Origin of the sequence: Paenarthrobacter sp. CM16 (genome assembly GCF_013179505.1) — a bacterium.
In the GTDB taxonomy this organism is placed as follows: domain Bacteria; phylum Actinomycetota; class Actinomycetes; order Actinomycetales; family Micrococcaceae; genus Arthrobacter.
Genome location: NZ_JABMCX010000006.1, coordinates 19,756 through 35,525, shown reverse-complemented (window position 1 = coordinate 35,525; position 15,770 = coordinate 19,756). Strand labels below are relative to the sequence as shown.

General features: G+C 61.5%; 18 protein-coding genes and 2 pseudogenes. 12 read left to right on the top strand and 8 right to left on the bottom strand.

The features are described 5' to 3' along the window. Positions 1-556, bottom strand: a pseudogene (locus HP499_RS01040) (hypothetical protein); the annotation flags it as partial. 190 nt (positions 557-746) lie between these two features. Further along, a complete protein-coding gene (locus HP499_RS24965; RefSeq protein ID WP_253951301.1) occupies positions 747-1,421 on the bottom strand; it encodes a DUF6318 family protein in 675 nt (224 codons plus the stop codon). A gap of 222 nt (positions 1,422-1,643) precedes the next feature. Between HP499_RS24965 and HP499_RS01030 the strand changes: the two genes are divergently transcribed. The 7 genes from HP499_RS01030 (at position 1,644) to HP499_RS01000 (ending at position 5,243) form a co-directional block, all read left to right on the top strand. Then, positions 1,644-2,090 carry an Asp23/Gls24 family envelope stress response protein gene (locus HP499_RS01030; protein WP_172322118.1) on the top strand — a complete coding sequence of 149 codons (447 nt, stop codon included), beginning with the start codon at positions 1,644-1,646 and terminating at the stop codon, positions 2,088-2,090. Beyond that, entirely contained in the window at positions 2,087-2,278 is a 192-nt protein-coding gene (locus HP499_RS01025) for a DUF2273 domain-containing protein (protein ID WP_026542624.1), read from the top strand. The genes HP499_RS01030 and HP499_RS01025 overlap by 4 nt, the downstream gene beginning before the upstream one ends. Continuing rightward, on the top strand, positions 2,275-2,655 hold the full coding sequence (locus tag HP499_RS01020) for a hypothetical protein (protein WP_172322117.1): 381 nt from the start codon (positions 2,275-2,277) through the stop codon (positions 2,653-2,655). Before HP499_RS01025 ends, HP499_RS01020 begins: the two co-directional genes overlap by 4 nt. Next, complete coding sequence (locus tag HP499_RS01015; RefSeq protein ID WP_172322116.1) at positions 2,652-3,317, top strand: DUF6286 domain-containing protein; 666 nt, start codon at positions 2,652-2,654, stop codon at positions 3,315-3,317. Before HP499_RS01020 ends, HP499_RS01015 begins: the two co-directional genes overlap by 4 nt. Next, positions 3,314-3,925, top strand: a complete 612-nt coding sequence (locus HP499_RS01010) for a hypothetical protein (RefSeq protein ID WP_172322115.1) — start codon at positions 3,314-3,316, stop codon at positions 3,923-3,925. Before HP499_RS01015 ends, HP499_RS01010 begins: the two co-directional genes overlap by 4 nt. A gap of 99 nt (positions 3,926-4,024) precedes the next feature. After that, entirely contained in the window at positions 4,025-4,360 is a 336-nt protein-coding gene (locus tag HP499_RS24855; RefSeq protein ID WP_216659616.1) for a hypothetical protein, read from the top strand. Positions 4,361-4,556: 196 nt separating this feature from the next. Further along, positions 4,557-5,243 carry a DNA alkylation repair protein gene (locus tag HP499_RS01000; protein WP_172322114.1) on the top strand — a complete coding sequence of 229 codons (687 nt, stop codon included), beginning with the start codon at positions 4,557-4,559 and terminating at the stop codon, positions 5,241-5,243. A 12-nt stretch (positions 5,244-5,255) separates the two neighbouring features. Here the strand turns inward: HP499_RS01000 and HP499_RS00995 are convergent, their stop codons facing one another. After that, positions 5,256-5,657, bottom strand: coding sequence for a helix-turn-helix transcriptional regulator (locus HP499_RS00995; RefSeq protein ID WP_026542619.1), 402 nt, complete (start codon positions 5,655-5,657; stop codon positions 5,256-5,258). Positions 5,658-5,919: 262 nt separating this feature from the next. On the opposite strand from HP499_RS00995, the pseudogene HP499_RS00990 reads away from it, so the two are divergent. From HP499_RS00990 to aqpZ, 5 genes and pseudogenes are all read left to right on the top strand, one after another. Beyond that, positions 5,920-7,267 (top strand): annotated as a pseudogene (locus tag HP499_RS00990) (ABC transporter substrate-binding protein). A gap of 96 nt (positions 7,268-7,363) precedes the next feature. After that, a complete protein-coding gene (locus HP499_RS00985; RefSeq protein ID WP_172322113.1) occupies positions 7,364-8,329 on the top strand; it encodes a carbohydrate ABC transporter permease in 966 nt (321 codons plus the stop codon). Continuing rightward, positions 8,326-9,288: a carbohydrate ABC transporter permease gene (locus HP499_RS00980; RefSeq protein ID WP_172322112.1), complete on the top strand. Its 963-nt coding sequence runs from the start codon at positions 8,326-8,328 to the stop codon at positions 9,286-9,288. Before HP499_RS00985 ends, HP499_RS00980 begins: the two co-directional genes overlap by 4 nt. Before the next feature lie 116 nt (positions 9,289-9,404). Then, positions 9,405-10,460 (top strand): substrate-binding domain-containing protein, encoded by a 1,056-nt coding sequence (locus tag HP499_RS00975; RefSeq protein ID WP_172322111.1) that lies wholly within the window; start codon positions 9,405-9,407, stop codon positions 10,458-10,460. A gap of 197 nt (positions 10,461-10,657) precedes the next feature. Further along, a complete protein-coding gene (gene aqpZ / locus HP499_RS00970) occupies positions 10,658-11,398 on the top strand; it encodes an aquaporin Z (protein ID WP_172322110.1) in 741 nt (246 codons plus the stop codon). A gap of 54 nt (positions 11,399-11,452) precedes the next feature. Here aqpZ and HP499_RS00965 read toward each other — a convergent pair whose 3' ends face one another. Genes HP499_RS00965 through HP499_RS00945 form a run of 5 tightly spaced genes read right to left on the bottom strand, consistent with a single transcriptional unit; the run spans position 11,453 to position 15,718 of the window. Beyond that, positions 11,453-12,412: a hypothetical protein gene (locus HP499_RS00965; RefSeq protein WP_172322109.1), complete on the bottom strand. Its 960-nt coding sequence runs from the start codon at positions 12,410-12,412 to the stop codon at positions 11,453-11,455. A 32-nt stretch (positions 12,413-12,444) separates the two neighbouring features. Next, positions 12,445-13,251 (bottom strand): exodeoxyribonuclease III, encoded by an 807-nt coding sequence (locus HP499_RS00960; RefSeq protein ID WP_172322108.1) that lies wholly within the window; start codon positions 13,249-13,251, stop codon positions 12,445-12,447. 59 nt (positions 13,252-13,310) lie between these two features. Further along, positions 13,311-13,877, bottom strand: a complete 567-nt coding sequence (locus tag HP499_RS00955; RefSeq protein WP_172322107.1) for an HdeD family acid-resistance protein — start codon at positions 13,875-13,877, stop codon at positions 13,311-13,313. Between the two features lie 27 nt (positions 13,878-13,904). Further along, positions 13,905-14,531: a response regulator gene (locus HP499_RS00950; protein WP_172322106.1), complete on the bottom strand. Its 627-nt coding sequence runs from the start codon at positions 14,529-14,531 to the stop codon at positions 13,905-13,907. Further along, complete coding sequence (locus HP499_RS00945) at positions 14,528-15,718, bottom strand: sensor histidine kinase (protein WP_172322105.1); 1,191 nt, start codon at positions 15,716-15,718, stop codon at positions 14,528-14,530. The genes HP499_RS00950 and HP499_RS00945 overlap by 4 nt, the downstream gene beginning before the upstream one ends. Positions 15,719-15,770 lie beyond the last annotated feature (52 nt).

The window sequence follows — 15,770 nt, the reverse complement described above, 5'->3', positions numbered from 1 at the left end:
CGGTTTCTGTGTAGCTGTGGCTGGTGCGGGTTTGGTTGTTGAGCCATTCGGTTTCGGGGATGGAGTAGCCGGCGGCTGGTGTTGGTCCGAGGGTGGTGCCGTCGCCGAAGGTGTAGGTGTAGTTGGCAGGTGTTGCGGTGAGGTGGACTGCTTGGCCGAGGATGGTGACGTCGAAGGCTTGCTCGCTGGTTGTGGTGTAGAAGTTGGTGGGTCCGCCTTTGAGGGTGTGGGGGAAGGGTTGGGCTTGGAGGGTTCCGGGGTTGATGGGTAGTTGTTGGAAGTCGTTGAGGATCCGGGCGGCGATGTTGGCGAGGACGTTTTCGGGTTGGGCTGCGTAGAGGCAGGTGGGTCCGCTGACGGGGATCCAGTCTGTCCAGCCGGGGTTGGTGATGGCTTTGGGGGCTTCCTTCCAGATGACCGGGGTGCCTGCTTCAGTGTTGGTTGCGGTGGCTGGGCACTCGAGGGCATCGCAGCCGGGGTCCTTGGTATCGGGTCCATCGGCGCGACAGTGGGTGTCAGCCATGTACTGATTGGGGTCGTCCAAGGGTGAATTCATCGGACCATTGAGACTGGGTGAAGACCTCCCGGTGGAGGGGTCAAACTCCCAGTGGGATCCAACGTCTATGGCTCCGGCTGTTTTGTTGGTGGTAGCCCATCCGTCTTCATTCCCAGTAGCCTCAGCGGATATTGAAGTTGCAAACAAGGCAGCAGTTAGAGCGACGCACAGCGTGAAGCGTCGAGCCTGATTAGCGAATGACACCCGTATCCACAACCTTCCAAGCCGATGCGAAGGAAGCGACGACAATAAAAGCGTCATTGGTTGCCGCGTCCGCGGGCCGCCCTTCAGACCCGTCGGAGTTGTAGTAGGCGATCGCTTCTTGGACAACCTGGACCTTGGCTTGCTGGGTGGGCTGATCGGGATTCCACGTAATCTCCATCTTCGGGATCCGTACTTTCCCACCCACAATCCACCGCCCGTTGCGTGCCCCGTCAACGGCTGCTTTTTGGTAGTAGGTGCATGCTTTGCAATCAGGGGTGGTCAAAGTACGAATGCCGGAGATGTCTCCGGTTTCATCTGCATAATTGCCAACCGCATAGTAATACCCAATAAATGCCTCCAACCCCGCCTTGGAGTTCTCCTTTGCCAGCTCGGGCATCACGGGGACCGGCACGTTCTGCGCCTTCCCTTTCGCATCTGCAGGCTTGTAGATGGCGGACGCAGACGGTGCACCGGAGGCCGCCGAAGCAGCCGGGGCGGCGGGACTCGAGGTGGGGGACGGCGTCGTCGAGCCTGTTTGTGAGGGTGAGCCGTCCGGCGCGCTTCCGCCTTGGCAACCCGAGAGGAGCAGGGCAAGCCCCACAGCCATGGCGGCCGTCCGGGAGGAGGCAAAAGGAAAAGTGGCAGACGAAAGACGTGGCATGACAGGCTCCCCAGCAGCTGTTTTGTGATGTGTCGGCCAGTCTAGGTGGGCTGCCAAGGCCGTCCCAGCCACGAATTCTGCTATGTGGATAACCTGCCCGAAGTGGCTGCTGGAGCCGGCATTTAAGCCGGGTTCACATCAAAACAGGTGCCCGAAGAGAAGCTTCTCCCAAAGCGTCGGAGCTAGACGCTAGGGTGGTACTCAAGAGAAGGGGAGTGCTCCATGGAAGACCAGAACGTGCAGCTTGATCCTGTGCCTGGGGGCGAGATCCTGGGGACTGGACGCACTATCATCTCCGAAGCGGCGGTGGCCAAGGTTGCAGGCATTGCCGCCCGCACGGTGCCGGGCGTCTACTCGTTGGGTTCGGGTCCGTCCCGTGCGCTCGGCGCGATTCGCGACGCCGTCGGCAGTTCGGACCACGCAGCGGGCGTGCGCGCGGAAGTCGGCGAAACCCAGGTGGCCGTGGACATCAACCTCGTGGCCCTCTACGGATACCCCCTGCACAACGTCGCCAACCAGGTCCGCAGCGCCGTTTTCCGCGCCGTTGAAGAGCTTGTGGGCCTGCAGGTCATTGAGGTCAACATCGAGATCAACGACGTCTACGTGGCTCCGCCGATCAAACCTGCCGGAAGCAAAGCGGCCGTAGTGGAAAGGGAGGCGCTCCAATGAGCATGACCGTTGTTGGAATCGCGATCGGCGCCTTTGTGGCGTTCATGTCCTTCTCGTTTGGACTGTGGGGATTCCTGATCTCACTTCTCTTCATGGGCATCGGAGCGCTGCTCGGCCGGGCGGCCGACGGAAAACTCGATCTCCGTAGCGTCCTGGACGCCATTACGGGCCGGCGCTCTTCGTCATGAGCGTGGCTGAGGCTGTGGAATCCACCACCAGCCTGGCCGGCCACAACCGGATCAGTACCCAGGCTTTGACTTCCTTGGCGCGCGCCGCCGCCTCCGAGACCCTCGGCGTTGAGGCAGGCGACATCCGTGCTGATTGGGCGGACGACGACGGCCTGCTGGCTCTGTCGATCGTGGCACCAATCAGCATCCCGGCTTTGACCGAGGTCCTCCGGGACCCGTCGCGCGTCCAAGGCTTTGGCGGCTCCATTTGGGACCGCGCGGTAGCTGCGAAGACCACCGTTCTCGAGACGGTCACGCGCCTCAGCGGATCCCAGGTAAGCCGTGTGGACATCAGGATCAGCGGAGCCCAGGTGACAGAGGGAGGCCGTGTTCAGTGACACAGGACCAGGAAACCCAGGACCGGCACACCCCGGAACAGCAAGCTCACACCGAAGGATACTCAGGAGCAGCCCCGGTAGCGGGCGAAGACCCTGAAATGAGCCGTATCCTGCGCCGTGAAACCCATTCATCCCGCGCCGGTGCTGCTGCCATTGCCGCTGTTTTGGTGATTGTGCTCTGCCTTTATGCACTTCTTGAGGCGGGCGTGCGGGCTGTGGGTCAACCGCCGTGGTTGATTGATCCCACCACTGCGGCCGAGCGCATCATCGCTCTCCCGGAGGGTATTTCCCCTTTGTTGCTTGGTGCCAGTGGCGCCGTCGTGGCCATGGTGGGACTTTTCTTCTTCCTGCACGCAGTGCTGCCCGGCAGGCGTGCCCGGCATCTGCTGCGGGACCCGCGAACCGCCGTCGTGGTTGATGACGAAGTCCTTGCCTCGGCACTGGCGCGTCGTGCGCGAACTGCCGCGAACGTCACCCAGGAACAGGTGATGGTGATCGTCTCCCGGCAGTTGGTGGTGGTCAACGTGCGGCCCACATCCGGTATCCGGGTAAGTGAGGAAGCGGTGCTGGCAGCAGTTCAGGCAGAACTTGAAGAGATGTCGCCGGTGCCGATGCCTTCTGTCCGGGTCAACGTTGCGTCAACGGGGGTGATCGGCGCGTGAATGGAACACCGCGGGCCCTCAATCGTGTGCTGTTGTTCATCATCGGCGCTAAGCTCCTGGCCGTCGGACTCCTTCTCCTGCTGCTGGCCACCGTGCCGGCTGTGGCAGCGTGGTGGCACGGCTGGTCGGCAGCCGTCTGGGCAGGAATGGAGAATGCCTTCCGTCAAACGCGCTTCCCCGGGCGTGAGGAAAGCTGGCTGTGGATCGTGGCTGGAGCAGTCCTGGTTGCCATCATCATCGCCATGGTTGCCTGGCTTTCGCAGCAGGGTAAGGGCAGAGCCAACCTCTTGGTCGCCAGTGATGATGATAGCCATATCGATGGAGAAGTACGGATCGGTGGCGGCGTCGCTGAGCAAGCGCTGAGGGCGGCACTGGCTCAGAGGACTGACCTGGCAGCCGCTTCCGTGGCGACCTATGAGGTTCGCGGGAGGCCGGGCCTGCGCATCCGTATCCAGCCCAGGCAAGGAGTTGCTCCGCATCTGCTTGCTGCCGAAGTGTCGCAACTCGTTGAAGCCTTGGACCTGGTCATCGGCCAAAAAACGCCGGTATTGGTGCACATGGTTTCCGGCGCACGCTCCAGGTTTACCAAGGCGGAGCGTGTCCGCTGACATTGCAGAAGGCAAGCCCAAGCCAATAGGTTGAGCCCAAGGGGGAAATCTCCTTTGGCACGCTACGTCACAGATCCGACCCTTACAGAGGAGAACACCATGAGTGAAGAGACCACGGGAGCAGAAGCGGTAAACGGCGCAGCAGGAAACGCCAAGGACACGGCAGGCGAGGTCCTTGAAAATGCCAAGGAATTCGCGGGTGAAGCCGTAGAGAACGTCAAGGAATTCGCCGGTGATGCAGCTGGGAACGTCAAAGAGTTCGCAGGTGAGGCCGCAGAAAACGTCAAAGAATTCTTCTCTGGCGATGTGGGAGAAAACGCCAAGGAATTGGCGGGAGACGTCGCGGAGAAATCCAAGGAAATCGCCGGAGATGTAGCCGAAAACGTCAAGGGACTTGGCACCAAGATCGCTGGTCTGCTGAAGGGCGACAAGTAGCAGGTTCCCCCAACAGCAAGGGATGGCAGCTCGCATCCGCCGCGGAAACCCGCGCGGAAACGGGCTGCCATCGCGGTTTCAGTGCCCAATGCCCAGTGTTCGCTCACGTGAGCCATCCAGCCCGCTAACCCATCCAGCCCGTTAGCCGCCCGCACCTAGTAACCTGAAGTCCACAAGCGATGGACGGGAGACTGCAGTGGCTGGAACAACGGTGCTCGACACCACGGTGGCCGGGCTCATGACGGAGTTGGCAGCGCTGGAGGAACCCCGGGCGCGGGAGATCAACGAAAAACACGGCGATGACCATGGCGTGAACCTCAGCAAGCTGCGTGCCGTCGCGAAGACGCTGAAAACGCAGCAGGAACTCTCACGTGAATTGTGGGCCACGGGTGACACCGCAGCCAGGCTGTTGTCCCTGCTGATCTGCAGGCCCAAAGCCTTTGAACGGGAGGAACTGGACAGTATGCTCCGGGAGGCACGGGCTCCCAAGGTGCAGGACTGGCTGGTGAACTACGTAGTCAAGAAAAGTCCACACTCTGAAGAGCTTCGCCTCGCCTGGTTCCAGGATACCGATCCCGTGGTGGCCAGTGCAGGGTGGGCGCTGACATCAGAACGAGTGGTCAAAAAGCCGGAGGGCCTTGGTCTTGCCGGGCTGCTGGACCTCATCGAGGGCGAAATGAAGGAAGCGCCGGATCGTCTCCAGTGGGCCATGAACCACTGCTTGGCCATGATCGGGATTGAATTTCCGGAGCACCGCGCCAGAGCCCTGGACATCGGTGAGCGCTTGGAGGTCCTGAAGGACTACCCCACACCGGCAAACTGCACTTCACCATTCGCACCCAGTTGGATTAACGAGATGGTGCGGCGCCAGGCGGGTCAGTAAACCGGCCGTCATTCAGCCTCTGTTGCGGTGCATCATCCGGTACGTGAGCTCAGCGAGGAGCTCTTCGTCGGAAAGGTGGGACGCCCTGGCTATGGGAGCAGCAGGGACAGCGATGCGGGGAGGTCCCTGCCGAGGTTCGTCGCCCGAACGCATGTCGTCCGGAGTGATCATTTCAGGAGCAAACGTCGATTTCCCTTTGAGGACTTCCGAGACGGATCCTGCGCGCCAACCCAGCGCATGCTCAAGCTTGCGCTGATTGATTTCCTGGGTGCGCCGCGTTCCCGATTCCAAGGTGCGGACGGTCTTGATGGCGGTACCTGCCTGTTTGGCCAACTGCACCTGGCTCAAGCCTTGGGCCAAACGTTCTTCCTTGATCAATCGGCCGATAGTCTGCAGTGCTTCAAGTTCATCCACACTTCCTACCTTTCCATAGGCAACACTGGGTAAACAAATCGATAGGGCCTCCGAATGCTGCCCATGACCGGCCACATGCCCGGCGATTGTGGCCTGCGGCGGCCCCGCAGCAGCCCGCGAGGCGAGATCGGCAGGTTACTTGGTATCGATGCGGTTACGTTCGGTGTAAGCGCTTGCATTTGGGCGCCGATCATGGCTAGTGTGAGCGTCACCACATCAATTGCGCCGCCGAATCACTTGTACTCAGCGAGGAGTCTTTAGCATGAAGAAAACCAAGTACCTGCTACCGGTCGCAGCCGCCGGTGTTCTGGCACTTACCCTTTCCGCCTGCAGCGGAGATGGGGGGCGGCGGAGGATCAACCGCAGGCTCGGATGATTGCTCCGCTTACGAAAGCTATGGAAAGCACGACGGCAAGACGGTCTCCGTCTACTCGACGATCGTGGACATTGAGGCAACCAACCTCGAGGAATCCTGGAAGCAGTTCGAGGACTGCACAGGCATCACCATCAAGTACGAAGGCAGCAAGGAGTTCGAGACGCAGATCGGCGTCCGTGCCCAGTCCGGCACCGCGCCCGACGTCGCGATCTTCCCGCAGCCGGGCCTTCTTGCCACCCAGGCAAAGGCAGGCTACCTGAAGCCCGCTCCCAAGACCGTCTCTGACCTCGTGGACAAGAACTGGTCCCCGGACTGGAAGAAGTACGGCACCGTAGACGGAACGTACTACGCCGCTCCGATGCTTGCCAACGTCAAGGGTTTCGTTTGGTACGCCCCCAAGACCTTCAAGGACAAGGGCTGGGAAGTTCCCAAGACCTGGGACGAAATGATCGAGCTGTCCAAGAAGATCGCAGCTGATGACCCCAACATGAAGCCTTGGTGTGCCGGATTCGAGTCCGGTGAAGCGACTGGCTGGCCGGGCACGGACTGGATCGAAGATGTGGTCCTGCGTGAACATGGCCCCGAGGTCTACGACCAGTGGGTTGCTCACCAGATCCCGTTCAACGACCCCAAGATCGTAGATTCCTTCGACAAGGCCGGTGACATCCTGCTCAACCAGGACATGGTCAACGGCGGCTTCGGTGACGTCCGCTCGATCCTGAGCACCGGTTTCGCCCAGGCCGGCCAGCCGGTCCTCGACGGTACCTGCGCCATGCACCACCAGGCCAACTTCCAGGCCGCCAACTGGCCTGCAGGAACCAACGTTGCTGAAGATGGCGACGTGTGGGCCTTCATCACCCCGCCGATCGACGAAAGCAAGGGCAAGGCAGTCACCGGTGGCGGCGAAATGGTAGGCGCGTACAAGGACACCCCTGAGGTTCAGTCCTTCCTGGCATACCTGGCCAGCGCCGACTTTGCCAACAACCGCGTGAAGCTGGGCGGTGTCGTCAGTGCAAACAAGGGCCTGGATCCCAACAATGCACAGTCCGACCTCGACAAGCTCACTGTCCAGATCCTTCAGGACCCCAACACGGTCTTCCGTTTCGATGGCTCGGACCTGATGCCGAGTGCTGTGGGTTCAAACTCCTTCTGGAAGGGAATCGTGCAGTGGATCAACGGCACGTCCTCGCAGGATGTTGCCAACAGCATCGAATCCAGCTGGCCTAAGAGCTAACTCCCAAAGTGCTGCCTCCCCTGACTGGTTTGCCCAGCCGGGGAGGCAGTGCTTTTCCCGGAACTTAGTGATTCACTCACGCCCCGGAGGTTGGGTATGGAATTTATTGGAGAAAAACTCCTTCAAGTAGTGATAGCCCTGGCGATATTCGCAGCGGTTATCGGCCTCATCATGTTGCTGGTGGACAGGGCCCCCAAGTCGGTCAAGGACAAGGTCACGGTGGCAGGCTTCCTTGCTCCTGCGGCGATCCTTATGGTGGTTGGCCTGGTATATCCGGCAATCCGCACATCGATGCTGGCGTTCACCGATGCCAGCGGCAACGGCAACGGTTTTGACAACTTTGTGTGGATGTTTACGCAGCCTGAAGCATTGACCACGCTGCGAAACACCGTTATCTGGACGATTCTGGTGCCTCTGCTGTCCACGAGCTTCGGACTCGCCTATGCGGTGTTCATCGACAAGGCCCGGGGCGAGAAGGTTCTGAAGTCGCTGGTCTTCATGCCGATGGCCATCTCCTTTGTGGGCGCCGGCATCATTTGGAAGCTGGTGTACGACTACCGCGGTCCGAACATCGAACAAACAGGTGTCATCAACTTCTTCCGGGTGGCCCTGGGCATGGATCCCAAGCAGTTCCTGCTGGATGCACCGGAGAACACGATCTTCCTGATCATCGTGATGGTTTGGATTCAAACCGGTTTTGCCATGGTCATCCTCTCGGCAGCCATCAAGGGTGTCCCGGTGGAACTCATTGAGGCAGCCCGCCTGGATGGCGCCAACGCCTGGCAGCAGTTCCGCAACGTCACGATCCCGGGTATCCGCGGAGCCTTGGTGGTGGTGCTGACAACCATCACCATCGCTACGTTGAAGGTCTTCGACATTGTCCGAACCATGACCGCTGGTAATTACGACACCTCGGTTGTAGCCAATGAAATGTACACGCAGGCGTTCCGCGCCGGTGAACCCGGCCGTGGTGCCGCCCTGGCCTTGGTCCTGTTCCTGATGGTCCTGCCAATCGTCGTGTACAACGCTCGTGTCCTTCGCAAGCAAAGGGAGATCCATTGACAGCCACGCCAGCCCCGAAAGAGGCCTCGAAGGCCACCCGGCAGCGTCCTGGATCCGATCCCACGGAGGACGCCCAGCCGATGATGCGGCGCGTCAAGACCAAGCTCACGTCCAAGTGGGCAACAGCGGCAGCGATCGTGATCGCCGTCGTATGGTCTGTGCCGACGTTCGGCCTCTTTGTTACCTCATTCCGTCCTGCAGCCAAACAGGTGGGTCCCCGGTCCGACGGCTGGTGGAATGCCTTCGTCGACTGGCAGTTCACGTTCAAGAACTATGCCGACGTCCTCACACCGGCGGGATCGCAATCTGCCAACCTCTCGCAGTACTTCGTCAACTCCATAGCGATCGTCATCCCGGTTACCATCTTTGTGCTGGTGCTGGCATCCATGGCCGCTTACGTGTTTGCCTGGGGAAAGTTCAAGGGTCGGGACGCGCTCTTTATCTTCGTCTTCGCCCTGCAGATCATTCCGCTGCAAATGGCGCTCATTCCGCTCCTGCAGTTCTTCACCCAGACCCTGCAATTGCCGGCAGGATCCTACGCGCAGCTGTGGATTGCCCACACTATGTTCGGCCTTCCGCTGGGCATCTTCCTGCTGCACAACTTCATCTCCGAGATTCCCGGTGAAGTCATTGAAGCAGCACGGGTGGACGGTGCCGGGCACAGCACCATCTTCTGGAGGATCATCCTCCCGTTGTCGGTTCCGGCACTGGCATCACTGGCGATCTTCCAGTTCCTGTGGGTCTGGAACGACCTGCTGGTGGCACTGGTGTTCTCCGGTGGAACGGCGGACGTAGCCCCGATTACGCAGCGTTTGGCGGAGATTTCCGGTACACGCGGTGCAAGGGACTACCTGAACCCGGCAGCAGCATTCGTCTCCATCATCATCCCCCTCCTGGTGTTCTTCGGCTTGCAGCGCTACTTCGTACGCGGCCTGCTGTCCGGCGGCCTCAAGGGCTAGGAACCGCACCCTCGGTTGCGCAGCGCATTACGCCGCTGCGTAACCGAGGGCAGCAATCCACAAGTACACACCTAAGGTTTTGAAGGCGGAGCAACGGCGGCCGGAGAGGGGAGCCTGTGTCACGAACAACGGGTAGGTCCCAACGCGGCGGCCATACCGGCGTCAGTATTGAGGACGTTGCGGCGGCCGCTGGAGTTTCGACGGCGACCGTCTCACGGGCCGTACGGGGTTTGCCGAGGGTGTCTCCCGCAACCCGCGAAAAGATCCTGGAAGTAGCCAGTTCCCTGGGCTACGTGGCGTCGTCGTCGGCGTCTGGCCTTGCGACCGGCCGTACGCGCACCATCGGTGTCCTGGCCCCCTTTGTGAGCCGGTGGTTCTTCTCCAAAGCAATTGAAGGCGCGGACCGGGAACTGCATTCGCGCAAATACAACCTTTCCCTCTTCAACCTGGGCGGCCACGGCAGCAACCGTGAGCGGCTCTTCAGCTCCACCATGGTCTATAAGCAGATTGATGCCTTGCTGGTTCTCTGCATGTCCTTGACCGAGGAAGAGCTGGAACATCTCCACAAGATCGACATCCCGCTGGTAGTGGTGGGCGGCCATGTTGAGGATTGCGCGTACATCGGCATCAACGATTACGACGCCGCGTCCACCGCCGTCCGACACCTCCTGGACCTGGGCCACAAGGATATTGCGCTGCTTCACGGCGACGATGAAACAGACCTGAACTTTGACGTACCCCGCGTGCGGATCCGCGCCTTCCAGGAAGTGATGACCGACGCCGGCCTGGAAGTCCGCCCTGAATGGGACCAGTGGGGCGACTTCACTGTTGCCAGCGGCCAAGTGGCCTTCAACCGGCTGTGGAACCAACCGGGACGCAAACCGACGGCCATCTTCTGCTCCTCGGACGAGATGGCGATGGGCGTCATCTTCGAGGCTGGCCGCCACGGCGTCAGGGTTCCCCAAGACCTCTCGGTCATCGGTATTGACGATCACGATTTCTCGTCCTCCATTGGCCTGACCACTGTTGGCCAGCGACCCGACAACCAAGCCGAGCTCGCCACGAAGATGTTGCTCGATGAACTGGACGGCAACCATGGGGCGGTCCATTCCGAGGTGGCCCCCCACCAGTTGATCGTCCGCGAGACCACAGCACCGCCAACAGCGGGCTAGCAGGTCCGCGCTGCCGTGTTCCTCCACGGCGGGTTCCGAGTGCGGAGCCGGGGATTTTCGTCATGAATCCCGCCCGCGGCCCACATGACTACTGACCCACATAGTTACCGGCCCACGCAGTTACTGGCCCACGCAGTTTGTGGCCACCCATGTACTGTGCCGCGGCCCCGGGTCACTCGTCGAATGAAAGAGGAATCATGCACACATCACTTCCGTCCCGGCTCGGGGCCGAAGCATTGGGGACTTTTGTCCTCGTCTTCGGAGGCTGCGGCAGCGCGGTTTTGGCTGCGAAAGTCCTCTCGGAGGACAAGGTCAATATGGGCATCGGATTCCTGGGCGTCGCGTTGGCTTTCGGCCTGACCGTTCTGACCATGGCCTATGCCGTGGGGCATATCTCCGGCGGACACTTCAACCCGGCAGTGACCATCGGTGCCGCTCTAGCGGGCCGGGTTGAATGGAAGGCCGTGGGCCCGTACATCATCACCCAAATCGCTGCTGCGTCCATGGCCGGGCTGGCCCTGTTTGCCATAGCCTCGGGCAAGAACGGATTCGATGCCGTGAAATCCGGGTTCGCCTCCAACGGCTACGGCGATAGGTCTCCGGACGGGTATTCGATGGCCGCGGCCTTGGTGACTGAAATCGTCCTGACCGCGATCTTCCTTTACATCATTCTTGGCAGCACTGACTCCCGGGCACCAAAAGGTTTCGCACCAATAGCAATCGGGCTAGGACTGACCTTGATCCATTTGGTGTCCATCCCGGTCACCAACACCTCCGTCAACCCTGCACGCTCGCTGGGCGTGGCGTGGTTCGCCGGGCCTGAAGCCCTGGGCCAGGTGTGGTTGTTCATTCTGGCCCCGGTCATTGGAGCTGCCATTGCGGGCATCACTTACAAGATGTTCTTCCCCAACACCGAAGAAGTGGTCCTCGAGCGCTAAAGAAGGCCGACCAGGACGCTAAAGAAGGCCGACCAGGACGCTAAAGAAGGCCTGCTAGGACGCTCTTGCCAATTGGCGGATGGGAATCCACCGGGAGGCGAGCCGACGATACGCGGCAGCCGCCCCGGTCATATCGCCCTCGGCCAGGCATTCGATGCCCAACCGCACATCCATGGGGGACTCGTCCGGGTACACCTTGTCCGCTACTGCCCCGTAGTCCAGCTCCACCATGGACTGGATGTGGAACAGTTCCAGCCATTCGGTGAGCTGCGTCAGGTCATCGAGCATGTCCAAATCCGGCGCAGCCAGGGCCAGGTGCGCCACGGCGAAGCGGGCCCTGTCCAGTGCCTCGGTCAGGGGAGTCCACACACGGACGGTGAGAATGCGCCCTTCGGACTCCACCACGTCCTTCCGGTCCGACTCTGCAAAGAGCGAGAACCAACTGAACGGGATGCCCCATGTTGAGGCACGGGTATGGACGCGCTTGGCGTCTTCCCCGGCATTGACCCGATCAATTCTGGCCTGATGCTTGTCCCGTTGCGAGACGGGAATGAGGAGGTCGGCGAGGGGACTGTGCACACCGTCCATGAGGGCGTTGGCTGCCAAGCCGGCCCGAATCACCAGTTGGCTTGGGCAATAAAGCAGCCGTCCGGCGTCGTGCGCTCTGTGGGCCGGCACGGCAGTCTGGTCCGATACGTCAGGTTCAGCCGGCGCGGCAGTCTGCTCAGGGGAGGGAGCTTGGTCCGGCATCGCCGCGTGCCGCCCCGTGGGCACACGGGTCATGCGGACCAAGTCCGTTTGTCCTGTGGGGAAAGGATCGCCGCCGGAGCGCGTAATGCGGCCCAGCGAGGCTTGGAGTTCCGCGTTTTCGACGGCGGCCCGGGAACCGCTCTTGCTGCCTTTTGCCACGAGCTGGCGCTGCTGCGCAGGAGGGAACGCTTCGAGGGGCTCGTAAATGCGCAGCGACGAAGAGAACGGCAGCCCTGCCTGGCCCCGGTACAGGTTTCCAGTCATCTCAGCCGCCCCTTTCGTCAGTGGTTCTGTCCTTAGTCTGCGAGCTCCACGATCACGGGAGCGTGATCCGAGGCGCCCTTGCCCTTGCGTTCCTCGCGATCGATCGAGGCTCCGGTGACCCGCGATGCCAGGGCGGGGGAGGCGAGGCAGAAGTCAATGCGCATGCCTTCCTTCTTGGGGAAGCGCAGCTGTGTGTAGTCCCAGTACGTGTAGACGCCGGGGCCGGGTGTGTAAGGGCGGACGACGTCGGTGAACCCGGCGGCTTCGAACGCGTGGAACGCGGCGCGCTCGGGTTCGGAGACGTGCGTGTAATTGTTGGTTCGGAATAGCTCGATGTCCCACACATCGTCGTCGAACGGGGCGATGTTCCAGTCACCCATGAGGGCAATCTGGGCGGTGGGATCGGACTTGACCCACTGGGCCGCATGGCCCTGCAGGACGTCCAGCCACTTGATCTTGTACGGCATGTGTTCATCGTCCAAGGAACGGCCATTGGGAACGTAGAGGCTCCAGATGCGGATGCCGCCACAGGTGGCGGCGATGGCCCGGGCTTCCTGAGCGGGATCCTTGCCGGCCTTGCCGAACGCCGGCTGGTCCAGGAACGTGCGTTCAACATCTTCCAGGCCAACGCGGGAGGCGATGGCAACACCGTTCCACTGATTCACCCCGAAGTGCGCAACTTCGTAGCCCATGCGCTCAAAGAGCTCCCACGGGAAGTTCTCGTCCTTGCACTTGGTCTCCTGGATGGCCAGGACATCACAGTCGCTGCGCTCAAGCCAGGCTTCAACGCGGTCTGCACGGGCGCGGAGGGAGTTCACATTCCAGGTAGCTATCTTCACAGCCACTAACTTACCGAACTTGGCGCTGAGCGCATCCCCTGACGGCCTTTTACCGTACCTTAGTGGCCATACAACGGCTGCGTGCGGGCCAGTTTCCGCAGCCCGATGCCGGAGGCGATCAGGAGCAGCCCCGTCAGGATCGCGAAGCCCGCCAACATCCACACCAGGCCCAAAAGCCCGAGCCCCGGGTTGAAAAGGACAACGATTCCGAACACCGTGGTGATGAGTCCCGTCAGGAACCAGATGCCCCAGCTCCGGACAAAGATTCTCGCAGCAAGGGACAGAATAATCTGGGAGAGCCCCAGCACCAACGCCCACAAACCGATGAGCACCCCGATCGCGGCGGCCGTAATTCCCGGCAAGGCAATTGCCACAATGCCGGCTGCGATGGAGATGAAGCCGCCCACCAAGGTCCAGCGGGAGCGGCCGGCGGGGTCGTAAAAATAATGGGCAACGCTGGTGATGCCGTCAATGATCGCAAATACACCGAACATGACAACAACAACCAAAGCAGTCGCGCTCGGCAAAACAATGATTAAAAGGCCAAAAACAATGGAAAGGGCTCCCCGGACCAGCAAAGCAGTTCCCGGGTTTTTGAACATTTTGCGATCCGCTGCGTCCGACATATGGTCAGCGTAACCAACCACGCGCCTTTACCGCATCCCCTCGCGCCGGATAGCTGTAGCAATTGCTGCTGCCCGCGTCTCCACACCGAGCTTGGCATAGATGTGGGCGAGGTGGGTTTTTACCGTCGCCTCGGAAATGAACAGGCGCTTGCCCAGATCGCGGTTGCTGAGCCCCTCCGTGAGCAGGCTGAGTAGTTCAGCTTCGCGCGGAGTGAGGATCTCGTCGGGATTCCGCAGTTGCTGGAACAGCCGGGATGCCACCGGTGCACTCATCACGCTCTTGCCCTGCACAGCACCGCGCACCGCTGCGAAGATCTCCTCCGGCGCGGCGTCCTTGAGCAAATAGCCCATGGCGCCGGCATCCACGGCACGGACAATGTCCGCGTCGGAGTCGTAGGTGGTGAACACGATGATGGCCTGCTTCGGGGTGCGTTGGCGGAGCTGCTTGATGGCTTCGATCCCGTCCATCCCGGCGCCCATGGCGAGGTCCATGAGGATGACGTCGGGGGCATGCTGCTGTGCCGCTTCCAGCGCTTCCTCACCCGACGCGGCTTCACCGACGACGCCGATATCGGCTTGAGTGCCCAGGAGCGCCTTGAGTCCGCTCCGCACTACGGTGTGGTCGTCCACGAGGAGCACTGAAATGCTGTTCACCGAGCCTCCTTCAGGGTGTTTGCCGGATCAGCAGGCCGGGACAGCGGGAACTGCGCCGCAATGATGGTTCCTTCTCCCGGTGAGCTTTCCACGGACAATTCTCCGCCCAACTGTTCCACACGCTGCCGCATGGCCCGCAGCCCGTATCCTCCGGTTTCCGAGGGCGGAGGTACCGTTCCGGGATCAAAGCCGCGACCGTCGTCGTACACGTCCAGGGTGACGGCGTCCGGAAGGTAACCAAGGGTCACGCTTGCCTGGCCGGCGCCGGCATGGAGTTTGATGTTGGCCACGGCGCTCTGCGTGACGCGCAGCAGGGCATGCCGGACCTCGGACGGAAGCGGCCGCGGATCACCGGTGACCTGGACCCGGATGGCCTCAACGTATTGGCGGGCCGCGTGTTCCAAAGCCTCGGGGAGTGGGCCGGTTTCCAAGCCCGGTGCGGAGAGTTCGTGCACCAGGCTGCGGGTGTCGGCGAGATTGCGCCGTAGCAAATCGGCGGCTTTGCGAACGTCGTGGTTCGCGCTCGGAGCGGGCCACGCGCGCTGGGCGGCCTCAAGGAGGAGGAGGCTGCTGGCCAGGCCTTGCGTGACGGTATCGTGGATTTCCCGGGAAACGCGCTCACGCTCCGCTGCGATCCCGGATTCCCGTTCGCTGGTGGCGAGCCGATCCTGGTCCCGCTCAATTTTGTCGTAGATCAGCGTGAGCAGGGCGCCTGCAGCGAGCGGGCCGAGCAACATGGCGATGTCTGTCCAGCCGCTCATCCGGAACAGTCCGACGGCGGTAGCGGCCGCCGTCGCGCCTCCGGCGACGTATCCCGCCCATCCGCGGAAGGCAGTGCGGGTCAGGAAGAAGATGGCGAAGGAACACCAGGCGAAGCTCGGGGCGGCAATGACGAGCGCTGCCCAGGCTGCCACCAACGCGATCATCCATGGAATCCATAGCTGGCGCCGTTGGCCCGGTTGCCGCTTGCCCCGTTCCCGTCGATGGGCCAGCACCGCAGTGACCGCGTACAGGGCGCAGACAGTTCCTGCCAGCGCCACCGTCCAGAGGTTGTCGCCGGGGGAGTGCCGCATGACGTAACGGACTGCGGAAGCGACCATGAGGACGGCGAAGCCCAGATGCAGCACAGCATCGATGCGTCCATCGAGCCGAATGCTCGGCGCCGGCTGTGTAGGGGCAGTGGGCATCCTTCCATGCTAGGTCCCGCACGGGTATTGGTCCCTCCACCTTTTGGCTGAT

Coding starts and splice junctions, on each gene's coding strand:
- HP499_RS00955 (WP_172322107.1), bottom strand. CDS start 13,877: ATGTCGGACGCAGCGGATCGCAAAATGTTCAAAAACCCGGGAACTGCT.
- aqpZ (WP_172322110.1), top strand. CDS start 10,658: ATGCACACATCACTTCCGTCCCGGCTCGGGGCCGAAGCATTGGGGACT.
- HP499_RS24855 (WP_216659616.1), top strand. CDS start 4,025: ATGAGTGAAGAGACCACGGGAGCAGAAGCGGTAAACGGCGCAGCAGGA.
- HP499_RS24965 (WP_253951301.1), bottom strand. CDS start 1,421: ATGCCACGTCTTTCGTCTGCCACTTTTCCTTTTGCCTCCTCCCGGACG.
- HP499_RS01030 (WP_172322118.1), top strand. CDS start 1,644: ATGGAAGACCAGAACGTGCAGCTTGATCCTGTGCCTGGGGGCGAGATC.
- HP499_RS01020 (WP_172322117.1), top strand. CDS start 2,275: ATGAGCGTGGCTGAGGCTGTGGAATCCACCACCAGCCTGGCCGGCCAC.
- HP499_RS01025 (WP_026542624.1), top strand. CDS start 2,087: ATGAGCATGACCGTTGTTGGAATCGCGATCGGCGCCTTTGTGGCGTTC.
- HP499_RS00945 (WP_172322105.1), bottom strand. CDS start 15,718: ATGCCCACTGCCCCTACACAGCCGGCGCCGAGCATTCGGCTCGATGGA.
- HP499_RS00985 (WP_172322113.1), top strand. CDS start 7,364: ATGGAATTTATTGGAGAAAAACTCCTTCAAGTAGTGATAGCCCTGGCG.
- HP499_RS00965 (WP_172322109.1), bottom strand. CDS start 12,412: ATGACTGGAAACCTGTACCGGGGCCAGGCAGGGCTGCCGTTCTCTTCG.